This window comes from Streptomyces sp. NPDC020917 (assembly GCF_044333795.1).
Lineage (GTDB): Bacteria > Actinomycetota > Actinomycetes > Streptomycetales > Streptomycetaceae > Actinacidiphila.
Genome location: NZ_JBIRRR010000013.1, coordinates 29,696 through 52,438, shown reverse-complemented (window position 1 = coordinate 52,438; position 22,743 = coordinate 29,696). Strand labels below are relative to the sequence as shown.

At 73.8% G+C, this 22,743-nt stretch carries 18 protein-coding genes; 16 read left to right on the top strand and 2 right to left on the bottom strand.

The window, feature by feature from the left end:
* The first annotated feature begins 2 nt into the window (after positions 1-2).
* From ACH4TG_RS25430 to ACH4TG_RS25375, 12 genes are all read left to right on the top strand, one after another.
* Entirely contained in the window at positions 3-1,289 is a 1,287-nt protein-coding gene (locus tag ACH4TG_RS25430) for a dihydroorotase (RefSeq protein WP_398244807.1), read from the top strand.
* On the top strand, positions 1,286-1,945 hold the full coding sequence (locus tag ACH4TG_RS25425; RefSeq protein WP_398244806.1) for a hypothetical protein: 660 nt from the start codon (positions 1,286-1,288) through the stop codon (positions 1,943-1,945). Before ACH4TG_RS25430 ends, ACH4TG_RS25425 begins: the two co-directional genes overlap by 4 nt.
* Complete coding sequence (carA, locus tag ACH4TG_RS25420; protein ID WP_398244805.1) at positions 1,942-3,084, top strand: glutamine-hydrolyzing carbamoyl-phosphate synthase small subunit; 1,143 nt, start codon at positions 1,942-1,944, stop codon at positions 3,082-3,084. Before ACH4TG_RS25425 ends, carA begins: the two co-directional genes overlap by 4 nt.
* On the top strand, positions 3,077-6,397 hold the full coding sequence (gene carB / locus ACH4TG_RS25415) for a carbamoyl-phosphate synthase large subunit (RefSeq protein ID WP_398244804.1): 3,321 nt from the start codon (positions 3,077-3,079) through the stop codon (positions 6,395-6,397). Before carA ends, carB begins: the two co-directional genes overlap by 8 nt.
* A gap of 8 nt (positions 6,398-6,405) precedes the next feature.
* Entirely contained in the window at positions 6,406-7,518 is a 1,113-nt protein-coding gene (locus ACH4TG_RS25410; protein WP_398244802.1) for a quinone-dependent dihydroorotate dehydrogenase, read from the top strand.
* Positions 7,515-8,348 carry an orotidine-5'-phosphate decarboxylase gene (gene pyrF, locus ACH4TG_RS25405; RefSeq protein WP_398244801.1) on the top strand — a complete coding sequence of 278 codons (834 nt, stop codon included), beginning with the start codon at positions 7,515-7,517 and terminating at the stop codon, positions 8,346-8,348. The genes ACH4TG_RS25410 and pyrF overlap by 4 nt, the downstream gene beginning before the upstream one ends.
* A gap of 279 nt (positions 8,349-8,627) precedes the next feature.
* Complete coding sequence (locus ACH4TG_RS25400; protein ID WP_031515413.1) at positions 8,628-8,951, top strand: integration host factor; 324 nt, start codon at positions 8,628-8,630, stop codon at positions 8,949-8,951.
* A gap of 38 nt (positions 8,952-8,989) precedes the next feature.
* Positions 8,990-9,553 carry a guanylate kinase gene (gmk, locus tag ACH4TG_RS25395; RefSeq protein WP_398244800.1) on the top strand — a complete coding sequence of 188 codons (564 nt, stop codon included), beginning with the start codon at positions 8,990-8,992 and terminating at the stop codon, positions 9,551-9,553.
* A 44-nt stretch (positions 9,554-9,597) separates the two neighbouring features.
* The gene (gene rpoZ, locus ACH4TG_RS25390; protein ID WP_398244799.1) at positions 9,598-9,873 is read left to right on the top strand and encodes a DNA-directed RNA polymerase subunit omega; all 276 of its coding nucleotides are present in this window, start codon (positions 9,598-9,600) and stop codon (positions 9,871-9,873) included.
* 118 nt (positions 9,874-9,991) lie between these two features.
* A complete protein-coding gene (coaBC, locus tag ACH4TG_RS25385; protein ID WP_398244798.1) occupies positions 9,992-11,227 on the top strand; it encodes a bifunctional phosphopantothenoylcysteine decarboxylase/phosphopantothenate--cysteine ligase CoaBC in 1,236 nt (411 codons plus the stop codon).
* 207 nt (positions 11,228-11,434) lie between these two features.
* Positions 11,435-12,652, top strand: coding sequence for a methionine adenosyltransferase (gene metK / locus ACH4TG_RS25380; RefSeq protein WP_398244797.1), 1,218 nt, complete (start codon positions 11,435-11,437; stop codon positions 12,650-12,652).
* Between the two features lie 129 nt (positions 12,653-12,781).
* Positions 12,782-14,965 (top strand): primosomal protein N', encoded by a 2,184-nt coding sequence (locus tag ACH4TG_RS25375; RefSeq protein WP_398244796.1) that lies wholly within the window; start codon positions 12,782-12,784, stop codon positions 14,963-14,965.
* Between the two features lie 357 nt (positions 14,966-15,322).
* On the opposite strand, the gene ACH4TG_RS25370 is transcribed toward ACH4TG_RS25375, so the two are convergent.
* On the bottom strand, positions 15,323-15,841 hold the full coding sequence (locus ACH4TG_RS25370) for a hypothetical protein (RefSeq protein WP_398244795.1): 519 nt from the start codon (positions 15,839-15,841) through the stop codon (positions 15,323-15,325).
* A 226-nt stretch (positions 15,842-16,067) separates the two neighbouring features.
* On the opposite strand from ACH4TG_RS25370, the gene def reads away from it, so the two are divergent.
* The 3 genes from def to ACH4TG_RS25355 all read left to right on the top strand — a co-directional run bounded on the left by def (position 16,068) and on the right by ACH4TG_RS25355 (position 19,362).
* Positions 16,068-16,613: a peptide deformylase gene (gene def, locus ACH4TG_RS25365; protein ID WP_398244794.1), complete on the top strand. Its 546-nt coding sequence runs from the start codon at positions 16,068-16,070 to the stop codon at positions 16,611-16,613.
* A gap of 85 nt (positions 16,614-16,698) precedes the next feature.
* Positions 16,699-17,631, top strand: a complete 933-nt coding sequence (fmt, locus tag ACH4TG_RS25360; RefSeq protein ID WP_398244793.1) for a methionyl-tRNA formyltransferase — start codon at positions 16,699-16,701, stop codon at positions 17,629-17,631.
* Positions 17,632-17,919: 288 nt separating this feature from the next.
* Positions 17,920-19,362, top strand: coding sequence for an RsmB/NOP family class I SAM-dependent RNA methyltransferase (locus ACH4TG_RS25355; protein ID WP_398244792.1), 1,443 nt, complete (start codon positions 17,920-17,922; stop codon positions 19,360-19,362).
* A gap of 195 nt (positions 19,363-19,557) precedes the next feature.
* Here ACH4TG_RS25355 and ACH4TG_RS25350 read toward each other — a convergent pair whose 3' ends face one another.
* Positions 19,558-21,756: an MMPL family transporter gene (locus ACH4TG_RS25350; RefSeq protein ID WP_398244791.1), complete on the bottom strand. Its 2,199-nt coding sequence runs from the start codon at positions 21,754-21,756 to the stop codon at positions 19,558-19,560.
* 292 nt (positions 21,757-22,048) lie between these two features.
* Here ACH4TG_RS25350 and rpe point away from each other — a divergent pair, with 292 nt between their 5' ends.
* Positions 22,049-22,720 (top strand): ribulose-phosphate 3-epimerase, encoded by a 672-nt coding sequence (gene rpe / locus ACH4TG_RS25345; protein ID WP_398244790.1) that lies wholly within the window; start codon positions 22,049-22,051, stop codon positions 22,718-22,720.
* Positions 22,721-22,743 lie beyond the last annotated feature (23 nt).

The window sequence follows — 22,743 nt, the reverse complement described above, 5'->3', positions numbered from 1 at the left end:
CCATGAGCACGATCCTGATCCGCGGCGCGAAGGTCCTCGGCGGCGAGGTCCGCGACGTCCTGATCGACGGCGAGACGATCACCGCGGTCGGCACCGGCCTGGCCGCCGACGGCGCCCAGGTCGTCGAGGCCGACGGGACGATCCTGCTGCCCGGCCTGGTCGACCTGCACACCCACCTGCGCGAGCCCGGCCGCGAGGACTCCGAGACGGTGCTCACCGGCACCCGCGCCGCCGCGGCCGGCGGCTACACGGCCGTCCACGCGATGGCCAACACCTTCCCCGTCGCGGACACCGCCGGCGTCGTCGAGCAGGTCTGGCGGCTGGGCCGCGAGTACGGCTACTGCGACGTGCAGCCGGTCGGTGCGGTCACCGTCGGCCTGGAGGGCAAGAAGCTCGCCGAGCTGGGCGCCATGGCCGACTCCGCCGCCCAGGTGCGGGTCTTCTCCGACGACGGCAAGTGCGTCGACGACGCGGTGATCATGCGCCGCGCCCTGGAGTACGTGAAGGCGTTCGACGGCGTCGTCGCCCAGCACGCCCAGGAGCCCCGGCTCACCGAGGGCGCGCAGATGAACGAGGGCACCGTCTCCGGCGAGCTGGGCCTGACCGGCTGGCCGGCGGTCGCCGAGGAGTCGATCATCGCCCGCGACGTGCTGCTCGCCGCGCACGTCGGCTCCCGGGTGCACATCTGCCACCTGTCGACCGCGGGCTCGGTGGAGATCGTGCGCTGGGCCAAGTCCAAGGGCTGGGACGTCACCGCCGAGGTGACCCCGCACCACCTGCTGCTCACCGACGAGCTGGTCCGCTCGTACAACCCGGTCTACAAGGTCAACCCGCCGCTGCGCACCGAGGCGGACGTGCTCGCGCTGCGCGAGGCGCTCGCCGACGGCACCATCGACTGCGTGGCCACCGATCACGCGCCGCACCCGCACGAGGACAAGGACTGCGAGTGGGCCGCGGCCGCCATGGGCATGGTGGGCCTGGAGACGGCCCTGTCCGTGGTGCAGCACACCATGGTCGACACCGGGCTGCTGGACTGGGCCGGCGTCGCCGACCGGATGTCCGCCCGACCCGCCGTCATCGGCCGGCTCGCCGGGCACGGCCGGCCGATCGCCGAGGGCGAGCCGGCGAACCTGGTGCTGCTCGATCCCGCATACCGTGGTGTCGTCAATCCCGCGGGCTTCGCCTCGCGCAGCCGCAACACCCCGTACGAGGGCCGCGAACTGCCGGGCCGGGTGATGGCGACCTTCCTGCGGGGCCGCGCCACGGTCATGGACGGGAAGCTCACGTGACGACTCCTCTCACCCTCCTCGCGGTCGTGACCGCGCAGAGCGACCAGCACTCCGCGACGGTCACCCACTGGACCGACCGGATCGGCTGGGTCGTCGGGCTCGCGCTGTTCGTCGGGCTGGTGTACTGGCTGATGCGCCAGGGCTGGCAGTGGCGGCGCACCCTCCAGGGCGGGCTGCCGGAACTGCCGCAGGCCCCGCAGGACGCCGGCGCGCCGCTGCTGGAGGCCGAGGGCCGCTACCACGGCAGCACCACCGCCGGGCAGTGGCTGGACCGGATCGTCGCCCACGGCCTGGGCGTGCGCAGCAAGGCCCGGCTGACCCTGACCGAGCAGGGCCTGGACGTCGACCGCACCGGCGCCCCCGGAATCTTCGTCCCGGTGGACGCGCTCCGCGGCGCCCGGCTCGACCGGGCCATCGCCGGCAAGGTGCTCCCCGAGGGCGGCCTGCTCGTCGTCACCTGGGAGCACGGCGGCACCCTCGTCGACACCGGGTTCCGCTTCGACCACGCCGCCGACCACTCCACGTGGGTGCGGCGGATCAACGACCTCAGCGGTGAGGCGGCCGCCGCCGCCGACCCCCTCGCCGAGGGGGGCCTGCCCGCCCCGCGCGTGCAGCAGCACGCCACCGCACCGCACGACCAGAAAGGCGCACAATGACGACCTCCACCCGGGCGGCCAAAGCGCCCGCCGTGCTCGTCCTGGAGGACGGCCGCACCTTCCGCGGCCGCGCCTACGGGGCGGTGGGGGAGACCTTCGGCGAGGCCGTGTTCTCCACCGGCATGACCGGCTACCAGGAGACGCTGACCGACCCCTCCTACCACCGCCAGGTGGTCGTCATGACCGCCCCGCACGTCGGCAACACCGGCGTCAACGACGAGGACCCGGAGTCGTCCCGCATCTGGGTGTCCGGCTACGTCGTCCGCGACCCCGCCCGCGTCCCCTCCAACTGGCGCTCCCGGCGCTCGCTGGACGACGAGCTGGCCGCCCAGGGCGTCGTCGGCATCAGCGGCATCGACACCCGCGCCCTGACCCGGCACCTGCGCGAGCGCGGCGCGATGCGGGTCGGCATCTTCTCCGGCAACGCGCTCGCCGACGACGGCACGCTGCTCGCCCGGGTGCGCCAGGCGCCGGAGATGACCGGCGCCGACCTGTCCGCCGACGTCGCCACTGCGCAGCCCTACGTCGTGCCGGCGATCGGCACCCGCCGGTTCACCGTGGCCGCCCTGGACCTGGGCATCAAGGGCATGACCCCGCACCGGATGGCCGAGCGCGGCATCGAGGTGCACGTGCTGCCCGCGACCGCCGGCGTCGAGGACGTCTACGCGGTGGATCCGGACGGCGTGTTCCTGTCCAACGGCCCCGGCGACCCCGCCACCGCCGACCTCACGGTCATCAAGGAGGTGCTGGAGCGCGGCACCCCGCTGTTCGGCATCTGCTTCGGCAACCAGCTCCTCGGCCGGGCCCTGGGCTTCGGCACCTACAAGCTCAAGTACGGCCACCGCGGGATCAACCAGCCCGTCCAGGACCGCGCCACCGGCAAGGTCGAGGTGACCGCCCACAACCACGGATTCGCCGTGGACGCCCCGCTCGACGCGGTCAGCGACACCCCCTACGGCCGCGCCGAGGTCAGCCATGTGTGCCTGAACGACAACGTGGTCGAGGGCCTGCGGCTGCTGGACCGCCCGGCCTTCAGCGTGCAGTACCACCCCGAGGCGGCCGCCGGCCCGCACGACGCCGCGTACCTCTTCGACCGCTTCGTCCAGCTCATGGCAGAACAGGGAGCCCAGCGTGCCTAAGCGCACCGATATCCAGTCCGTCCTGGTCATCGGCTCCGGTCCGATCGTCATCGGCCAGGCAGCCGAGTTCGACTACTCCGGCACCCAGGCCTGCCGGGTGCTCAAGGCCGAGGGCCTGCGCGTGGTCCTGGTCAACTCCAACCCGGCCACGATCATGACCGACCCGGAGATCGCCGACGCCACCTACGTCGAGCCGATCACCCCCGAGTTCGTCGAGAAGATCATCGCCAAGGAGCGCCCCGACGCGCTGCTCCCCACTCTGGGCGGCCAGACCGCGCTCAACACCGCGATCGCCCTGCACGAGAACGGTGTGCTGGCCGAGTACGGCGTCGAGCTGATCGGCGCCAACGTCGCCGCCATCCACAAGGGCGAGGACCGCAACCAGTTCAAGACCGTGGTCGAGGCGGTGCGCAGCCGCATCGGGCACGGCGAGTCCGCCCGGTCGGTCATCTGCCACACCATGGACGACGTGCTGGCCGGCGTCGAGACGCTCGGCGGCTACCCGGTCGTGGTCCGCCCGTCGTTCACCATGGGCGGCGCCGGCTCGGGCTTCGCCCACGACGAGGACGAGCTGCGCCGCATCGCCGGCCAGGGCCTGACCCTGTCGCCGACCACCGAGGTGCTCCTGGAGGAGTCCATCCTCGGCTGGAAGGAGTACGAGCTGGAGCTGATGCGCGACAAGCACGACAACGTCGTGGTCGTCTGCTCCATCGAGAACTTCGACCCGATGGGCGTGCACACCGGCGACTCGATCACCGTCGCGCCGGCCATGACGCTCACCGACCGCGAGTACCAGATCCTGCGGGACATCGGCATCGCGGTCATCCGCGAGGTCGGCGTCGACACCGGCGGCTGCAACATCCAGTTCGCCGTCAACCCCGAGGACGGCCGGGTCATCGTCATCGAGATGAACCCGAGGGTCTCCCGGTCCTCGGCGCTGGCGTCCAAGGCCACCGGCTTCCCGATCGCCAAGATCGCCGCGCGGCTGGCCGTCGGCTACACGCTGGACGAGATCCCCAACGACATCACCGAGCAGACCCCGGCGTCCTTCGAGCCGACGCTCGACTACGTCGTGGTCAAGGTGCCGCGGTTCGCCTTCGAGAAGTTCCCGGCCGCCGACGCCACGCTCACCACCACCATGAAGTCGGTCGGCGAGGCCATGGCCATCGGCCGAAACTTCACCGAGGCGCTCAACAAGGCCCTGCGGTCGCTGGAGAAGAAGGGCTCGCAGTTCGACTTCGTCAGCGCCCCCGCCGACTCCGGAACCAAGGAGGAGCTGCTGGCCCGCGCCGCGGTCCCCACCGACGGCCGGATCAACACCGTGATGCTGGCGATCCGCGCCGGCGCCACGCCCGAGGAGATCTTCGAGTCCACCCGGATCGACCCCTGGTTCGTCGACCAGCTCTTCCTGATCAAGGAGATCGCCGACGAGCTGGCCGCCGCCGACCACCTCGCGCCCGACCTGCTGGCCGAGGCCAAGCGGCACGGCTTCTCCGACGCGCAGATCGCCGGCATCCGCGGCCTGCGCGAGGAGGTCGTCCGCGAGGTGCGGCACGCGCTGGACATCCGGCCGGTCTACAAGACGGTGGACACCTGCGCGGCCGAGTTCGCCGCCCGCACGCCGTACTTCTACTCCTCCTACGACGAGGAGAGCGAGGTCGCGCCGCGCACCCGCCCGGCGGTGATCATCCTCGGCTCCGGTCCCAACCGCATCGGGCAGGGCATCGAATTCGACTACTCCTGCGTCCACGCCTCCTTCGCGCTGCACGACGCCGGGTACGAGACCGTGATGGTCAACTGCAACCCGGAGACCGTCTCCACCGACTACGACACCTCCGACCGGCTGTACTTCGAGCCGCTCACCCTGGAGGACGTGCTGGAGATCGTGCACGCCGAGACCCAGGCGGGACCGGTTGCCGGCGTCATCGTGCAGCTCGGCGGCCAGACCCCGCTCGGCCTGGCCCAGGCGCTGAAGGACAACGGCGTGCCGGTCGTCGGCACCTCGCCGGAGGCCATCCACCTCGCCGAGGACCGCGGCGCCTTCGGGCGGGTGCTCGCCGAGGCCGGCCTGCCCGCGCCCAAGCACGGCACCGCCACCTCCTTCCCCGGCGCCAAGGCCATCGCCGACGAGATCGGCTACCCCGTGCTGGTCCGGCCGTCCTACGTGCTCGGCGGGCGCGGCATGGAGATCGTGTACGAGGAGGCCCGCCTCGCCTCGTACATCGCCGAGTCCACCGAGATCAGCGCCGACCGCCCGGTGCTGGTCGACCGGTTCCTCGACGACGCGATCGAGATCGACGTCGACGCCCTCTACGACGGCCACGAGCTGTACCTGGGCGGCGTCATGGAGCACATCGAGGAGGCCGGCATCCACTCCGGCGACTCGGCGTGCGCGCTGCCGCCGATCACCCTCGGCGGCCACGACATCAAGCGGCTGCGCGCCTCCACCGAGGCCATCGCCCGCGGGGTGGGCGTGCGCGGCCTGATCAACATCCAGTTCGCGCTGGCCGGGGACATCCTCTACGTGCTGGAGGCCAACCCGCGCGCCTCCCGGACGGTGCCCTTCACCTCCAAGGCCACCGCGGTGCCGCTCGCCAAGGCCGCCGCCCGGATCTCGCTCGGCGCGACCGTCGCCGAGCTGCGCGCCGAGGGCCTGCTGCCGGCGACCGGCGACGGCGGTGAACTCCCGCTGGACGCGCCGATCTCGGTGAAGGAGGCGGTGCTGCCGTGGAGCCGGTTCCGCGACCCGCAGGGCCGCGGCGTCGACACCGTGCTCGGCCCGGAGATGCGTTCCACCGGCGAGGTCATGGGCATCGACGCCGTGTTCGGCACCGCGTACGCCAAGTCGCAGGCCGGCGCGTACGGAGCGCTGCCCACCAAGGGCCGGGCGTTCATCTCGGTCGCCAACCGCGACAAGCGGGCGCTGATCTTCCCGGCCCGCGCGCTGATCGAGCACGGCTTCGAGCTGCTCGCCACCTCCGGCACCGCCGAGGTGCTCAAGCGCAACGGCATCGAGGCGCGCGTGGTGCGCAAGCAGAGCGAGGGCGTGGGTCCGCACGGCGAGCCGACCGTCGTCACCCTCATCCACGAGGGCGAGGTCGACCTGATCGTCAACACGCCGTTCGGCACCGGTGGCCGGCTCGACGGCTACGACATCCGGACCGCGGCGGTCGCCCGCGGCGTCCCGTGCCTGACCACCGTCCAGGCGCTGGCCGCGGCCGTCCAGGGCATCGACGCCCTGGTCCGCGGCGAGATCTCGGTCGGCTCGCTGCAGGAGCACGCGGAGCACCTGACAGCGGCCCGGGAAGGCTGAGGACCGGCGTGTACACACTGTTCTTCCGCGTGTTCTTCCGGCGGATGGACCCCGAGCGGGCCCACCACCTGGCCTTCCGGTGGATCCGGCTGGCCGCCGCCGTCCCCGGGCTGCGCGCCCTGGCCGCCGCGGTGCTCGCGCCGCAGCGGCCGGCCCTGCACACCGAGGCGTTCGGGCTGCGGATGCCCGGCCCGTTCGGCCTGGCCGCCGGCTTCGACAAGAACGCGGTGGCCGTCGACGGGCTCGCCATGCTCGGCTTCGACCACGTCGAGGTCGGCACGGTCACCGCGCAGGCGCAGCCCGGCAACCCGCCCAAGCGGCTGTTCCGGCTGGTCGCCGACCGCGCGCTGATCAACCGCATGGGCTTCAACAACGACGGCTCGGCGGCGGTCGCCGCCCGGCTGGCCGCCCGCAAGGCGGTCTTCCGCACCACCGTCGGCGTCAACATCGGCAAGACCAAGGTCGTCCCCGAGGAGGAGGCGGTCGCCGACTACGTCCGCTCCGCCGAGCGGCTGGCCGTGCACGCCGACTACCTGGTGGTCAACGTCTCCTCACCGAACACCCCCGGCCTGCGCAACCTCCAGGCGACCGCCGCGCTGCGCCCGCTGCTCACCGCGGTCCGCGAGGCGGCCGACCGCACGGTGCCCGGTCGCCGGGTGCCGCTGCTGGTGAAGATCGCCCCCGACCTTGCCGACGAGGACGTCGACGCGGTCGCCGACCTCGCGGTCGCCCTCGGCCTGGACGGCATCATCGCCACCAACACCACCATCGCCCGCGAGGGCCTGGGCCTGCGCTCCGAGCCGGGCCTGGTGCAGGAGACCGGCGGCCTGTCCGGGGCGCCGCTGAAGGAGCGCTCCCTGGAGGTGCTGCGCCGGCTCTACGCCAGGGTCGGCGACCGGCTCGTGCTGGTCGGCGTCGGCGGCATCGAGGACGCCGAGGACGCCTGGCAGCGGATCCTGGCCGGCGCCACGCTGGTCCAGGGCTACAGCGCCTTCATCTACCAGGGCCCGTTCTGGATGCGGACCGTGCACCAGGGCCTGGCCGCCCGGCTGGCCGCCAGCCCGTACGAGACCCTCGCCGACGCGGTCGGCGCCGACACCCGGAAGGTGACCGCCCGATGACCGAGCCCTTCGGCGCCCGGCTGCGCCGGTCCATGGACGACCGCGGGCCGCTGTGCGTGGGCATCGACCCGCACGCCTCGCTGCTCACCGCGTGGGGCCTGAACGACGACGTGGCCGGCCTGGAGCGGTTCTCGCTGACCGTGGTGGAGGCGCTGGCCGGCACCACCGCCGTCCTCAAGCCGCAGTCCGCGTTCTTCGAGCGCTTCGGCTCGCGCGGCGTCGCCGTGCTGGAGCGCACCGTCGCGCAGGCGCGGGAGGCCGGCGCCCTGGTGCTGATGGACGCCAAGCGCGGCGACATCGGCTCGACGATGGCCGCCTACGCGTCCGCCTTCCTGGACAAGGACTCCCCGCTCTTCTCCGACGCGGTCACCGTCAGCCCCTACCTGGGCTTCGGCTCGCTGCGCCCGGCCCTGGACGCGGCGGAGGCCTCCGGCGCGGGTGTCTTCGTGCTGGCGCTGACCTCCAACCCCGAGGGCGCCGAGGTGCAGCGCGCCACCGCGGCCGGCGGCGGATCCGTCGCGCAGACGATGCTCGACCACATCGCGGCCGAGAACGCCGGGGCGCGGCCGCTGGGCTCGGTCGGCGCGGTGGTCGGCGCCACCCTGGGCGAGGCCGGGGCCGACCTGGCGGTGAACGGCCCGCTGCTGGCGCCCGGTGTCGGTGCCCAGGGCGCGACGCCCGAGGACCTGCCCCGGGTGTTCGGCGCGGCCCTGCCGAACGTGCTGCCGAGCGTCAGCCGGGACGTGCTGCGGCACGGTCCGGACACCGCGGCACTGCGGAATGCCGCCCAGGCATATGCCGACGCGGTGCGGGCCATCCAGACCCGCTGAATACGGTCTGATTAACGGTCGCGAAAACGGCTCAAAAAAGGGCCGGATTCAACAACCGGCCCCATTGACCCCGAATCCTGTTCCGGTTTGCCCCATATATCCCGCTGGATCGAGTCTGACCAGGACTTTTCGTCTGTTCTCGCTGACTTGGGCCGTCGGGACCGCTAGTCTCCGACTGGAGCGAGCCGCACAGTTGCGGTGCTCTTCGCCCTGCAGTTCAGGGCGAGTACGTTCCACACGGTCCATATCCGATTGCTCTACATCCGAGGTGACGTAGGCGTGGCTCTTCCGCCCCTTACCCCTGAACAGCGCGCTGCCGCGCTCGAAAAGGCCGCTGCGGCTCGCCGGGAGCGCGCCGAGGTCAAGAACCGGCTCAAGCACTCCGGCGCTTCCCTGCACGAGGTCATCAAGCAGGGCCAGGAGAACGATGTCATCGGCAAGATGAAGGTCTCCGCCCTGCTCGAGTCGCTTCCCGGCGTCGGCAAGGTGCGCGCCAAGCAGATCATGGAGCGGCTCGGCATCTCCGAGAGTCGCCGCGTCCGTGGTCTCGGCTCGAACCAGATCGCCTCTCTCGAGCGCGAGTTCGGCGGCACGGCCGCCTGACGGTCCCGGCACTGCCGGGAAGCAGGGATAATCACTGCATGAGCCCTGCAGCACAACCGCGGCTGACCGTGCTCTCCGGCCCCTCAGGGGTCGGTAAGAGCACGGTCGTCGCCCATCTGCGCCAGGTACACCCCGAGGTCTGGCTCTCGGTGTCGGCCACCACGCGCAAGCCCCGCCCCGGCGAGCAGCACGGGGTCCAGTACTACTTCGTCGAGGACGACGAGTTCGACAAGCTCGTCGCCAACGGGGAACTCCTGGAGTGGGCCGAGTTCGCGGGCAACCGCTACGGCACCCCGCGCCAGGCGGTCCTGGACAAGCTCGCCGCGGGCGAGCCGGTGCTGCTCGAGATCGACCTGCAGGGTGCACGGCTGGTCCGCGCCTCCATGCCGGAGGCGCGGCTGGTCTTCCTCGCGCCGCCGAGCTGGGACGAGCTGGTCCGCCGGCTCACCGGGCGCGGCACCGAGTCGCCCGACGTGATCGAGAAGCGGCTGGCCGCCGCCCGGGTCGAGCTCGCCGCCGAATCCGAGTTCGACGAGACCCTTGTCAACACCTCCGTCGAGGCGGTAGCGGGCGAGCTGCTAGCCTTGATGCGGATTGCCTGATCCACATCGCAATCTTCCGTCTTCCACGAGTAGGTAGGTAGAGCGTGTCCTCTTCCATCACCACGCCCGAGGGCATCATCAACCCGCCGATCGACGAGCTGCTCGAGGCCACCGACTCGAAGTACAGCCTGGTGATCTACGCGGCCAAGCGTGCCCGCCAGATCAACGCGTACTACTCCCAGCTCGGCGAGGGCCTGCTGGAGTACGTCGGCCCGCTGGTGGACACCCACGTCCACGAGAAGCCGCTGTCGATCGCGCTGCGCGAGATCAACGCCGGACTGCTGACCTCCGAGGCCGTCGAGGCGCCGCCCGCCGCCTGACCGTCACCGGTCGGTGCGCAGGCACACCACGCATCACCACCACGGGCCCGGCGGCACGACCGCCGGGCCCGTGGTGTGTCATGGGGACAGCGGAACCGGACCCGGAGGTGGAGTGACGATGGGCAAGCCACAGGTCGTGCTGGGCGTCAGCGGCGGCATCGCGGCCTACAAGGCGTGCGAGCTGCTGCGCCGGCTCACCGAGTCGGGGCACGACGTGCGCGTGGTGCCCACCGACTCGGCCCTGCACTTCGTCGGCGAGGCCACCTGGGCCGCGCTGTCCGGCCACCCCGTCGCCACCCGGGTCTGGGACGACGTCCACGAGGTCCCGCACGTGCGGATCGGCCAGCACGCCGACCTGGTGGTGGTGGCGCCCGCAACCGCCGACACGCTGGCCAGGGCCGCCCACGGGCTGGCCGACGACCTGCTCACCAACACGCTGCTCACCGCCCGCTGCCCGGTGGTCTTCGCGCCCGCCATGCACACCGAGATGTGGGAGCACCCCGCCACCCAGGAGAACGTCGCCACCCTGCGCCGCCGCGGCGCGGTGGTCATCGAGCCCGCCGTCGGGCGGCTCACCGGCGTGGACACCGGCAAGGGCCGGCTGCCCGACCCGGCCGAGATCTTCGAGGTGTGCCGCGGCGTGCTGGCCCGCGGTGCCGCGGACCGCGACCTGGCGGGCCGCCACGTGGTGATCAGCGCCGGCGGCACCCGCGAACCGCTGGACCCGGTCCGCTTCCTCGGCAACCGCTCGTCGGGCAAGCAGGGCTACGCGCTGGCCCGCACCGCGATCGCCCGCGGCGCCCGGGTCACGCTGGTCGCCGCCAACACCGGCCTGGCCGACCCGGCCGGCGCCGACGTGGTCACCGCCGGCACCGCAGAGCAGCTGCGCGAGCAGGTGGTCAAGGCCGCCGCGGACGCCGACGTGGTGGTGATGGCCGCGGCCGTGGCCGATTTCCGCCCTGCCGCGTACGCCCAGGGCAAGATCAAGAAGAAGGACGGCGAGGAGCCGCCGCCCCTCGCCCTGGTCCGCAACCCCGACATCCTCGCCGAGATCTCCGCGCACCGCGCCCGCCCCGGGCAGCTGGTCGTGGGCTTCGCCGCCGAGACCGACGACGTGCTGGCCCACGGCCGCGCCAAGCTCGCCCGCAAGGGCTGCGACCTGCTGGTCGTCAACGAGGTGGGGGAGGGCAAGGCGTTCGGCACCGAGGAGAACGAGGCCGTGGTGCTCGGCGCCGACGGCAGCGAGACGCACGTCCCGTACGGCCCCAAGGAGGCCCTCGCCGACCGGGTCTGGGACCTGGTCGCCGCCCGACTGGCCCAGGGCCCGCCGTCCGACCCGGAAACCGGCCGGTGACCCCGGGAAACGCCCGGGAACGGCGGGGTGGCCGGATGCCCTGCGTCCGGCCGGCGCCCGGTGCCGCGGGCCCCGTTGCATCCAAAGAGCGAGATCACACGTCCGCGGTCGGTGCGCGAACGTTAAACTGACCTCCGAGGTGCCGGGCGCAGCCCCGTGCGCCTCGACCAGATTCAGCCAGCAGCCGCTGCAACCCCAGGGAGCGATGTGTCCCGCCGCCTGTTCACCTCGGAGTCCGTCACCGAGGGCCACCCCGACAAGATCGCTGACCAGATCAGCGACACGATCCTCGACGCGCTCCTCGCCGCCGACCCCACGTCCCGGGTCGCCGTGGAGACGCTGATCACCACCGGCCAGGTGCACATCGCGGGCGAGGTGACCACCACCGCCTACGCGGACATCGCCACCCTGGTGCGCAACAAGATCCTCGACATCGGGTACGACTCGTCCAAGAAGGGCTTCGACGGCGCCTCCTGCGGCGTGTCGGTGTCCATCGGCTCGCAGTCCCCGGACATCGCGCAGGGCGTCGACACCGCGTACGAGAACCGGGTCCACGGCGCCCACCCGGACGACGACGAGCTGAACAAGCAGGGCGCGGGCGACCAGGGCCTGATGTTCGGCTACGCCTCGGACGAGACGCCCGAGCTGATGCCGCTGCCGATCACGCTGGCGCACCGCTTCTCCCGCCGGCTGACCGAGGTCCGCAAGAACGGGACCATCCCGTACCTGCGCCCGGACGGCAAGACCCAGGTCACCATCGAGTACGACGGCGACAAGGCGGTCCGGCTGGACACCGTCGTGGTGTCCTCGCAGCACGCCTCCGACATCGACCTGGACTCGCTGCTGGCCCCCGACATCCGGGAGTTCGTGGTCGAGGTCGAGCTCAAGGCCCTGCTGGAGGACGGCATCAAGCTGGACACCGAGGGCTACAAGCTGCTGGTGAACCCGACCGGGCGGTTCGAGATCGGCGGCCCGATGGGCGACGCGGGTCTGACCGGGCGGAAGATCATCATCGACACGTACGGCGGCATGGCCCGTCACGGTGGTGGTGCGTTCTCCGGGAAGGACCCGTCCAAGGTGGACCGGTCGGCGGCGTACGCGATGCGCTGGGTGGCCAAGAACGTGGTGGCCGCGGGTCTTGCGGCGCGCTGCGAGGTGCAGGTGGCGTACGCGATCGGCAAGGCCGAGCCGGTGGGTCTGTTCGTGGAGACCTTCGGTACCGCGAACGTGGACGCGGAGAAGATCGAGCAGGCCATCTCGCAGGTGTTCGACCTGCGTCCGGCCGCGATCATCCGGGACCTGGACCTGCTGCGCCCGATCTACGCCCAGACCGCGGCGTACGGCCACTTCGGGCGTGAGCTGGCGGACTTCACCTGGGAGCGCACCGACCGCGTCGACGCCCTCAAGGCCGCCGTCGGCCTCTGACGGCCGGCCTTCGCCGCACAGGCTCCGGAACCCGCGCCCCCACGGGGGCGCGGGTTCCGTGCGTCGTGCGGTGTCGGCGCACGTCGGCGGGGCAGGAGCGGTGTCGGTGCGGTCTGGTAGGAAATGAGCGTGAGCGGCGAGAACGGGCAGGACGAGCAGCACCCGGACGCCCCCGACGGCGGGGCGCAGGGAGGAGAGCAACTCGCCCTGATCCGCGACACCGTGCGCAAGAACCGGGCCAAGCCGCGCACCTGGCGCGGAGCGGCCCTCGCCGAGGGGCTGCCGGTCGCCCGCGTCCTGGTCGACAAGGGACTCGTCCACCTCGACCAGTACTTCGACTACGCGGTGCCCGCCGCCATGGACGAGGAGGCCCGGCCCGGCGTCCGGGTCCGGGTGCGGTTCGGGGCCCGCGTCGTCAAGGGCCGCCGCGAGGGCGGCACCCTGCACGACGGCTTCATCGTCGAGCGCCGGGCCGACACCGACTTCCGCGGCCCGCTGGCCCCGCTCGCCCAGGTACTGTCCGCGGAACCCGTGCTCACCCCGGCCCTGCTCGCGCTCTGCCGCCAGGTCGCCGACCGGTACGCGGGCTCGCTCGCCGACGTCGTCCAGCTCGCCGTACCGCCCCGGATGGCCCGCGCGGAACGCGACGCGTCACCGCCGCCGCGCTCCGACCCGCCGATGCCCGCACCCGGCAGCTGGGAGCGGTACGCCACCGGGCCCGCCTACCTCGCGGCCCTCGCCCGCGGCGACACCCCGCGCGCGGTGTGGCTGGCGCTGCCGGGACCGCACTGGCCCGGCGAGCTCGCCACCGCCATGGCCACCGCGCTGGCCGCGGGCCGCGGCGCGCTCGCAGTACTGCCCGACGGGCGGGCCGCCGCCCGCGTCGACCAGGCCCTCACCGCGCTGCTCGGCGAGGGGCGCCATGTGCTGCTCACCGCCGACGCCGGCCCCGAGGAGCGCTACCGGCGCTGGCTGGCGGTCAGCCGCGGCACGGTGAAGGCGGTCGTCGGCACCCGCGCCGCGATGTTCGCCCCGGTCGCCGACCTCGGACTCGTCGCGCTGTGGGACGACGGCGACTCCAGCCACGCCGAGCAGCACGCGCCGCAGCCGCACGCCCGGGAGGTGCTGCTGCTGCGGGCCCGCGAGGAGCGCACCGCGTTCCTGCTCGGCGGTGTCACCAGCACCGTCGAGGGGGCGCAACTCGTGGAGAGCGGATGGGCGCTGCCGCTCGCCGCCTCGCGCGCGCAGGTACGGGCCGCGGCCCCGCTGATCCGCACCGTCTCCGACGCCGACCAGGCCCGTGACGAGGCGGCCCGCGCCGCGCGGCTGCCGTCGCTCGCCTGGCAGGTCACCCGGGACGCGCTGACCCGCGGCCCGGTGCTGGTCCAGGTGCCGCGCCGCGGCTACCTGCCCAAGCTCGCCTGCGACCGCTGCCGCGAACCCGCCCGGTGCGCGGCCTGCGCGGGGCCGCTGGAACTGCGCGACCAGTCCGGCACACCGGTCTGCGGCTGGTGCGGGCGGCCCGCCGCCGACTGGCACTGCGCCGAGTGCGGCGGCACGCGGCTGCGCGCCCGGGTGGTCGGGGCGCGGCGCACCGCGGAGGAGCTCGGCCGGGTGTTCCCCAGCGTGCCCGTCCGCGCCTCGGGCCGGGACACCGTGCTCGCCTCGGTCGGCGACGCGCCCGCGCTGGTGGTCGCCACCCCCGGAGCGGAACCGGTCGCCGACGGCCCCGGGTACGCGGCCGCGCTGCTGCTGGACGGGTGGGCGCTGCTCAACCGGCCCGACCTGCGGGCGGGCGAGGAGGCGCTGCGGCGCTGGGCGCTGGCCGCCGCCCTCGTGCGGCCCGCCGCGGAGCAGGGCACCGTCGTGGTGCTGGCCGAGCCGACGCTGCGGCCGGTGCAGGCGCTGGTGCGGTGGGATCCGGCCGGGCACGCGCTGCGGGAGCTCTCCGAGCGGGCCGAGCTGAGGTTCCCGCCGGTGGCGCGGATGGCGTCGGTCATCGGGTCGCCGGCCGCGATCGCCGACGTCGTCGACACGCTGCGGCTGCCGCCGGGGGCGGATCTGCTGGGGCCCGTGCCGTTGCCCTCCGGGCCGGGGGCGCGGGAGCGGCGCGGCCGCGGCGGCGGGCAGGGCGAGCGCGGCGGCGCTCCTGCGCAGGGGGACCGGGAGCCGCGGGAGCGGCTGCTCATCCGGGTGCCGCCCGGGTCGGGGGCGGCGCTGGCCGCCGCGCTCAAGGAGGCGCGGGTGGCGCGGGCCGCGCGGGGGGCGGCGGAGCCGGCGCTCATGCGGATGGATCCGCTGGACATCGGCTAGCAACGTCCGTTGCGGGGTGGCTGGCGCCGCCTGGGGGGCTCGGGCTGGGGTGCCCTGGGCGCTCGGGCTGGGGTGCGTCGCCGGGTGCACGTCCGTGCGGGGTGGCTGGCGCCGCCTGGGGGGCTCGGGCTGTGGTGCGTCGGCGGGGTGCACCTCCGTGCGGGGTTGCGCGCGCCTGCGGCGCGCTGGTGTTCCCACCCGCACCACCCGATCTGTCTCGATCCCGGGTGGTGGTGGCCCCTGCCGTGGCTGAGGGCCGTCGGCGGCTGCCGGTGGGTGGTCCGGGTCCGCGCCGTCGGCGGCTGCGCGGTGTCGGCATGACGGGCAGACGCCGAGGGCGGGGGAGGTGGGGGAGGGTCAGCCGTTGCGCGGGGAGGGGAGGGCGGCGCTCTGGACGGGCTCCTCGCGGAGCGGCCCGGGCATCGAGCGGGCCGCGGGCACGGACGCCTGGCGGACCAGTGCCGGCTCGTCGGCGATGCCGGTGGACGTCCCCGGCGCGGAGCCGGAGCCGGACACCGTGGGGGCGGGCGCCCGCCGGCCGCCGTAGCGGCGGTGCACCGCCTGCTTGGTGACGCCGAGCGCCGAGCCCACCGCGTCCCAGGAGAAGCCCAGCGAGCGGTCGAAGTCCACCGCCGCGGTGACCAGCGACTCCACGCTGTCGCGCAGCTCCTGCGCCAGCCGCACCGTCGGCGCGGGCGCCCGCCCGTAGACGACGAATCCGGCGCTGGGGCCGCTGCGGCGCGGGCGGTACACGTTGCCCAGTTGGGCGGTCAGCGTCCGCAGCGCGTCCACCTGGCGGCGAACCCTCTCGATGTCGCGCACCAGCAGGTGCAGGGTGGCCCGTGCCTGGGCGTCAGGAGTTGCGTGGTCGGGCATCAACAAGCCTCTCCAACCGGCGTTGCATGGAACGGGCCGTGCGGTGTCGTGTGCATTGACCCGATTTCGGTCAAACTCTCTTGACCAACGCGCCACCTCCCCCAGGGGTCACGCCCGCAGGGGCGCAGCCGTCGCGCCGGGGGGCGCGCGGCCAGGCGTGCACCCCCGGCACGCGCCGAACTAGACTTGGCCCCTCACCCGTGCCCTCGCACCAGGAGACCCGCCCGTGTCCGTCAAGCCCATCCGCCTGTTCGGCGATCCGGTGCTGCGCATGACGGCGCAGCCCGTGACCACCTTCGACCGCGAACTGCGCACCCTGGTCAAGGACTTGACGGACACCATGAGGGACGCCCCGGGCGCCGGCCTGGCCGCGCCCCAACTCGGCGTCTCCCTGAGGGTGTTCACGTACCTCGTGGAGGGCGAGCTGGGCCACCTGATCAATCCGGACCTCAGCCTCAGCGAGGAGGAGCAGGACGGCCCGGAGGGCTGCCTGTCCCTGCCCGGGCTGACCTACGACTGCCGGCGGGCGTACGGGGTGGTCGCCCGGGGCTTCAACATGTACGGCGATCCGGTGACCGTCGAGGGCACGGAGCGTCTCGCCCGCTGCATCCAGCACGAGACCGACCACCTCGACGGCGTCATCTTCATCGACCGGCTCGACACCGAGCAGCGCAAGGCCGCGCTGAAGGCGATCCGCGAGGCCGAGTGGGCGGACGGTGCCGCCCCGCCGGTCAAGGTCTCCCCGCACAGCACCTTCGGCCGGGCGCTGTAACCGGGTACGGCCGCCCGCGCCGCCGGGCGGCCCGCACCCGCGCCCGGCTCCTCCACCGCGTCAACCGAGAGGCACACCCCGCACGATGAGGCTCGTCTTCGCCGGCACCCCCGAGGTCGCCGTTCCCGCCCTGGACGCCCTGCTCGCCTCGCCGCGGCACGAGGTCGTCGCCGTCGTCACCCGACCCGACGCGACCGCGGGCCGCGGGCGCCGGATGGTGGCCAGCCCGGTCGCGCAGCGCGCCGAGGAGGCCGGCATCGAGGTGCTCAAGCCGCAGCGGCCGCGGGACGAGGACTTCCTGGACCGGCTGCGGGCCATCGCCCCGGACTGCTGCCCGGTCGTGGCCTACGGCGCGCTGCTGCCCAAGGCCGCGCTGGAGGTCCCGGCCAGGGGCTGGGTGAACCTGCACTTCTCGCTGCTGCCCGCCTGGCGCGGCGCCGCCCCCGTGCAGCACGCGGTGATGGCCGGCGACGAGGTCACCGGCGCCTCCACCTTCCTGATCGAGCAGGGCCTCGACTCCGGCCCGGTGTACGGGGTGATCACCGAGGGGATCCGCCCCACCGACACCAGCGGCGACCTGCTCACCCGCCTCGCGCACAGCGGCGCCGGCCTGCTGGCGGCCACCATGGACGGCATCGAGAGCGGCGAGCTGGTGGCGCGGCCGCAGCCGGCCGACGGCATCACCGTCGCCCCGAAGATCACCGTGGAGGACGCGGCCGTCGACTGGACCGCGCCGGCCCTGCGCGTCGACCGCCTGATCCGCGGCTGCACCCCGGCGCCCGGCGCGTGGACGCTGAGCGAGGGCGAGCGCCTCAAGCTCGGACCGGTCACCCTCGCGCCGGACGTCACCGACCTGGCGCCCGGCGAGATCGCCGTCGCCAAGAACGCCCTCCACGTGGGCACCGGGAGCCACGCGGTGCGGCTCGGAGAGGTGCAGGCCGTCGGCAAGAAGCGGATGGCCGCCGCCGACTGGGCCCGCGGCACCCGCATCGCCTCCGGCGCCCGCCTGGGCGTCTGAGCCCGCGGGCCCGGCGGCCCGCAGCGACCGAGCCATCAGACCCGCAGGCCGGAAGGCCCGCAGCGACCGAGCCATCAGGCCCGAAGGCCCGAAGGCCCGCAGGCCCGTGCAGGCCACCGGGCCTTCAGGCCACCGAGCCGGCAGGCCGGCGGGCCGTCGCGCCCGCGGGCCCCACACCCCGTCCCGCCGGTCCCGCGGTGCCGGCCGCCCTCCGCCGGGGGCGCAACCGCGGGCACCCCGTACGCTGGACGGCGACCGCGCACCACGGACATCCGGAGCACCTTTCACGTGAACGACCAGCCGCGCCGCCCGCAGGGCAAGCCGTACCGGCGACCGCAGCGCGACCCCGTCAGGATCCTGGCGTTCGAGGCGCTGCGCGCGGTGGGGGAGCGGGACGCCTACGCCAACCTCGTGCTGCCGGCGCTGCTGCGCAACGCCGAGGAGGAGGCCGCGCGCAAGGGCCGCGTCTTCGACCGCAGGGACGCCGCGCTGGCGACCGAGCTGGTCTACGGCACCCTGCGCCACCAGGGCACCTACGACGCGATCATCGCCGCCTGCGTGGACCGGCCGCTGCGCGACGTCGACCCGCCGGTGCTCGACGTGCTCGCGCTCGGCGCGCACCAGCTGCTCGCCACCCGCATCCCCCCGCACGCCGCCGTCTCGGCGACCGTCGAGCTGGCCCGGGTGGTGCTCGGCGACGGCCGGGCGAAGTTCGTCAACGCCGTGCTGCGCCGGATCAGCGCCCACGATCTCGACGCGTGGCTGGAGCAGGTCGCGCCGCCGTACGACGAGGACCCCGAGGACCACCTCGCCGTGGTCCACGCCCACCCCCGGTGGATCGTCGGGGCGCTCTGGGACGCGCTGGGCGGCAGCCGGGCCGGCATCGAGGACCTGCTCGAGGCCGACAACGCGCGGCCCGAGGTGACGCTGGTGGCCCGGCCCGGCCGTTCCACGCCGGACGAGATCGCCGGGGCGCTGCCGGAGGGCGCGACCGAGCCCGGCCGCTGGTCGCCGTACGCGCTGCGGCTCGCGGAGGGCGGCGACCCGGCCGCCATCGACGCGGTCCGCGAGGGCCGGGCCGGCGTGCAGGACGAGGGCAGCCAGCTGGTGGCCGCCGCGCTCGCCGCGGCCCCACTGGAGGGCCCCGACAGCCGCTGGCTGGACGGCTGCGCCGGCCCCGGCGGCAAGGCCGCGCTGCTCGCGGCGCTGGCCGCAGAACGCGGCGCGGCGCTGGTCGCCGCCGAGAAGCAGCCGCACCGCGCCGGACTGGTCCGCCGCGCTCTCGCCGGCAGCCCCGGCACCCACCAGGTCGTGGTGGCCGACGGCACGCGCCCGGTCTGGGCGCCGGGCTCCTTCGACCGGGTGCTGGTGGATGTGCCGTGCACCGGGCTCGGCGCGCTGCGCCGCCGTCCCGAGGCCCGCTGGCGGCGGCGCCCCGAGGACGTCGCCGGGTTCGGCCCGCTGCAGCGCTCGCTGCTCACCGAGGCGCTGAACTCCGTGCGGGTCGGCGGCGTCGTCGGCTACGCCACCTGCTCCCCGCACCTGGCCGAGACCCGCGCCGTGGTGGAGGACGTGCTGCGCGCCGAACGCGCCCCCGCCGCCGAACTCCTCGACGCCAGGCCGCTGTTCCGGGGCGTGCCCGAGCTGGGCGACGGGCCCGACGTCCAGCTGTGGCCGCACCTGCACGGCACCGACGCGATGTACCTGGCGCTGCTGCGCCGCACAGCCTGACCCGCCGCACAGCCTGATCCGCCGCACCGCCTGATCCGCCGCACCGCCTGACCCGCCACGCGGCCACCGCCGGTCCGGGCCGCGACCCGCGCCCCGGTCGGTTCGGGCGCCCGGCCCCCGACGGACGAGCGGCCGGCACCCGCCCCCTGGAGGGCTGGTGCCGGCCGCCTGCCGCCTGGCGATGGTGGGCCGGAGCTACGGGTGCTCGGCCGTCACCTCCTCGCGCGGCGCCTCGAGCGGCTCGGTCGGGCGCGACGAGGACAGCCGGCCCGGCCACCACACCTTGTCCCCGATGTCGAGGGTCAGCGCGGAGACCAGCACCGAGCGCACCACGAAGGTGTCGAGCAGCACGCCGAAGGCGACCGCGAAGCCGATCTCGGCGAACCCGACCACGGGCAGGGTGCCCAGCACCGCGAACGTGCCCGCGAGCACCAGGCCGGCCGAGGTGATCACGCCGCCGGTCGCCGCCAGGCCGATCCGGACGCCGTCCCGGGTGCCGTGCACCGCGCTCTCCTCGCGGATCCGGGTCATCAGGAAGATGTTGTAGTCGATGCCCAGGGCCACCAGGAACACGAAGACGAACAGCGGGAACGACGTGTCCTGGCCGGCGTAGCCGAAGAGGTGCTTGAAGGCCAGCGCGCTCACGCCGAGGGCCGCGGCGAACGACAGCACCACGGTGCCGATCAGCAGCAGCGGTGCGATCACCGACCGCAGGAGCACGCCGAGGATCAGCAGCACCACCAGCAGGATGAGCGGGATGAGCAGCTTGTCGTCATGCGTGGACGCCTCGGAGGTGTCCTTGATGACGGCCGCCCCGCCGCCCACCTTCGCGTCCGCGTTCGGGATCGCGTGCAGGGTGGTGCGCGCCTGGTCCACCGCGGTCTTGGCGGCGTCGCTGTCGGGCCGGTCGGCGAGCGTGGCCTCCAGGTAGGCCCGCCCGTTCTTGACCGGGGTGACGCCCGGCGGTGTGCCGACCGAGGCGGGCACCACGCCCTTCACCCCGGTCAGCGCGGCCTTGACCTGGGACTCCGAGCCGGCCTTGGAGATGATGACGAGCGGCTGGCCGCCGCCGGCCGGGAAGTACTTCACCTGCACCTTCTGGCCGACCACCGAGTCGGGCGTGTCGGTGAAGCTGTCCGCCTGCGCCAGACCCGAGGCGTTCAGCGCGAACAGGCCGAAGGCGAGCGCGCCGAGCACCGCCACGGTCGTCGCCCACACCGTGCGCGGCCGGCGGCTGACCCGGTCGCCGATCCGCGACCACAGGCCGGTCCTGGTCGGCTCCGGGGTGCCGACGTGCGGGACGGACGGCCAGAACACCCAGCGGCCGAAGATCACCAGCAGCGCGGGGAAGAGCGTCACCATCGCGAGCAGGCCGACCGCGACGCCGACCGCCGCCACCGGGCCCAGCCCGGAGGTGGAGTTCATCTGCGCGGCCAGCAGCACCAGCATGCTCAGCGCCACGGTCGCGGCACTGGCGATGATGGCCGGTCCCGCGCGGTGCAGCGCCAGCGCCATCGCCTCGTGCCGGTCCTCGTGGCGGCGCAGCTCCTCCCGGTAGCGGGCCACCAGGAGCAGTGCGTAGTCCGTTCCGGCGCCGAACACGAGCACGGTGAGGATGCCGGCGCTCTGCGCGTTCACCACCAGCCCGCCGTGCTTGGCCAGCAGGTAGATCGCCGCCTCGGCGGTGAACAGCGCGCCGACCACCGAGAGCACCGGGAGCAGCAGCAGGCTCAGACTGCGGTAGGTGATGAGCAGGATGATGATCACCACGGCCAGCGCCGAGTACAGCAGGGTGCCGTCGATGCCGGCGAACGCCTCGTTGGAGTCGGAGGCGAAGCCGCCCGGCCCGGTGATGTGCACCTGCAGGCCGCTGCTGCTCTTGCCGGTGGTGGCTCTGATCTCCTTCACCGCGTCCGACAGCGAGGTCCAGCCGCTCGCGTCCATGACGATGGGGACGATGAACTGCGCGGCCACCGGGCTCTGCTGCGCGTTGAACTGCGGGCCGACCAGCCGGCTGCCGATGATGCCGTGGTCGGTCATCGCCTTGACCGCGGCCGCGTCCTTGTCGATCTTCGCGGTGTCGGCAGCGGTCAGCCCGCCGCTCCTGCTGTACACCACGACCGCCGGGGCCGACTCCGGCACGAAGTCCTTCTGCAGGTTGAGCACCTGCGTGGACTCGGCGTTGCCCGGCAGCCAGCTCGCCGCGTCGTTCTTCTGCGCGTCCGTCAGCTTCTGCGCGAGCGGCGACACCACCACCAGCACGATGATCCACAGGGCGAGGACCACCCACTTGCTGCGCCGCCCGCATACGAGGTGCGCGATGCCGCCCGGCACCGCCACTTTGCTGCTGCCGGCCGTATCGCCGTTGCCGGCTCCACCCGTTCCGCCCGCCATGCCCGCAATCCCCCAGCTCTCACTCGTGTTTACTCGAGACGACCCCCGTATCCCGCCGTACAGGTGTACGGCGGCCGGGGCGGAACCAGCATGGCATTGCGGGCGGCGTTTCGCCCGCAGGTTCCTGTGAACGCCGGGCGGCTGTCGAGCGACGCCGTAGCGGAGCTGCCGTGTCCGTGCCGCGGCCGCGGATGCGGCGGGCGCGGGCGGCGGCGTGCCGACGTGGACCGACGCGCCCGGACAGGCCGGTCAGGCGGTCCCGCACGGGCGGCGGATCTGGTTTGCTGGGCATATGAGCGTGCAGATCAACCCCAGCATCCTTTCCGCCGACTTCGCCCGACTCGCCGAGGAGGCGCAGGCGGTCGAGGGTGCCGACTGGCTCCATGTCGACGTGATGGACAACCACTTCGTACCCAACCTCACGCTGGGGGTCCCGGTCGTCGAGTCGCTGCGGAAGGCCACCGGAATTCCGCTCGACTGCCACTTGATGATCGAGCAGCCGGACCGCTGGGCGCCCGCCTACGTGGAGGCCGGCGCCGGATCGGTCACCTTCCACGTGGAGGCGGCGGCTGCCCCGGTCCGGCTGGCCCGGGAGATCCGCGCGAAGGGCGCCAGGGCGTCGATGGCGCTCAGGCCCGCCACGCCGATCGAGCCGTACGAGGACCTGCTGCCGGAACTCGACATGCTGCTCGTCATGACGGTCGAGCCGGGCTTCGGCGGGCAGGCGTTCCTGGACATCATGCTGCCCAAGATCCGCCGCACCCGGGCCCTGATCGAACGGCACGGCCTGCAGATGTGGCTGCAGGTCGACGGCGGGGTCTCGGCGGAGACCATCGAGCGCTGCGCGGAGGCCGGCGCGGACGTGTTCGTGGCCGGCTCCGCGGTCTACGGGGCCGACGATCCGGCCGCCGCGGTCAAGGCGCTCCGCGAGCAGGCGGCAGGAGCGTCGGGCTGCGCCCACTGAGGGCGTGCGGCTGACGGGAGCAC

What these genes read in the sequence shown, in the direction of transcription:
- ACH4TG_RS25430 (WP_398244807.1), top strand. Translation starts at nt 3, where the DNA reads ATGAGCACGATCCTGATCCGCGGCGCGAAGGTCCTCGGCGGCGAGGTC.
- carA (WP_398244805.1), top strand. Translation starts at nt 1,942, where the DNA reads ATGACGACCTCCACCCGGGCGGCCAAAGCGCCCGCCGTGCTCGTCCTG.
- pyrF (WP_398244801.1), top strand. Translation starts at nt 7,515, where the DNA reads ATGACCGAGCCCTTCGGCGCCCGGCTGCGCCGGTCCATGGACGACCGC.
- gmk (WP_398244800.1), top strand. Translation starts at nt 8,990, where the DNA reads ATGAGCCCTGCAGCACAACCGCGGCTGACCGTGCTCTCCGGCCCCTCA.
- coaBC (WP_398244798.1), top strand. Translation starts at nt 9,992, where the DNA reads ATGGGCAAGCCACAGGTCGTGCTGGGCGTCAGCGGCGGCATCGCGGCC.
- ACH4TG_RS25370 (WP_398244795.1), bottom strand. Translation starts at nt 15,841, where the DNA reads ATGCCCGACCACGCAACTCCTGACGCCCAGGCACGGGCCACCCTGCAC.
- fmt (WP_398244793.1), top strand. Translation starts at nt 16,699, where the DNA reads ATGAGGCTCGTCTTCGCCGGCACCCCCGAGGTCGCCGTTCCCGCCCTG.
- ACH4TG_RS25350 (WP_398244791.1), bottom strand. Translation starts at nt 21,756, where the DNA reads ATGGCGGGCGGAACGGGTGGAGCCGGCAACGGCGATACGGCCGGCAGC.
- rpe (WP_398244790.1), top strand. Translation starts at nt 22,049, where the DNA reads ATGAGCGTGCAGATCAACCCCAGCATCCTTTCCGCCGACTTCGCCCGA.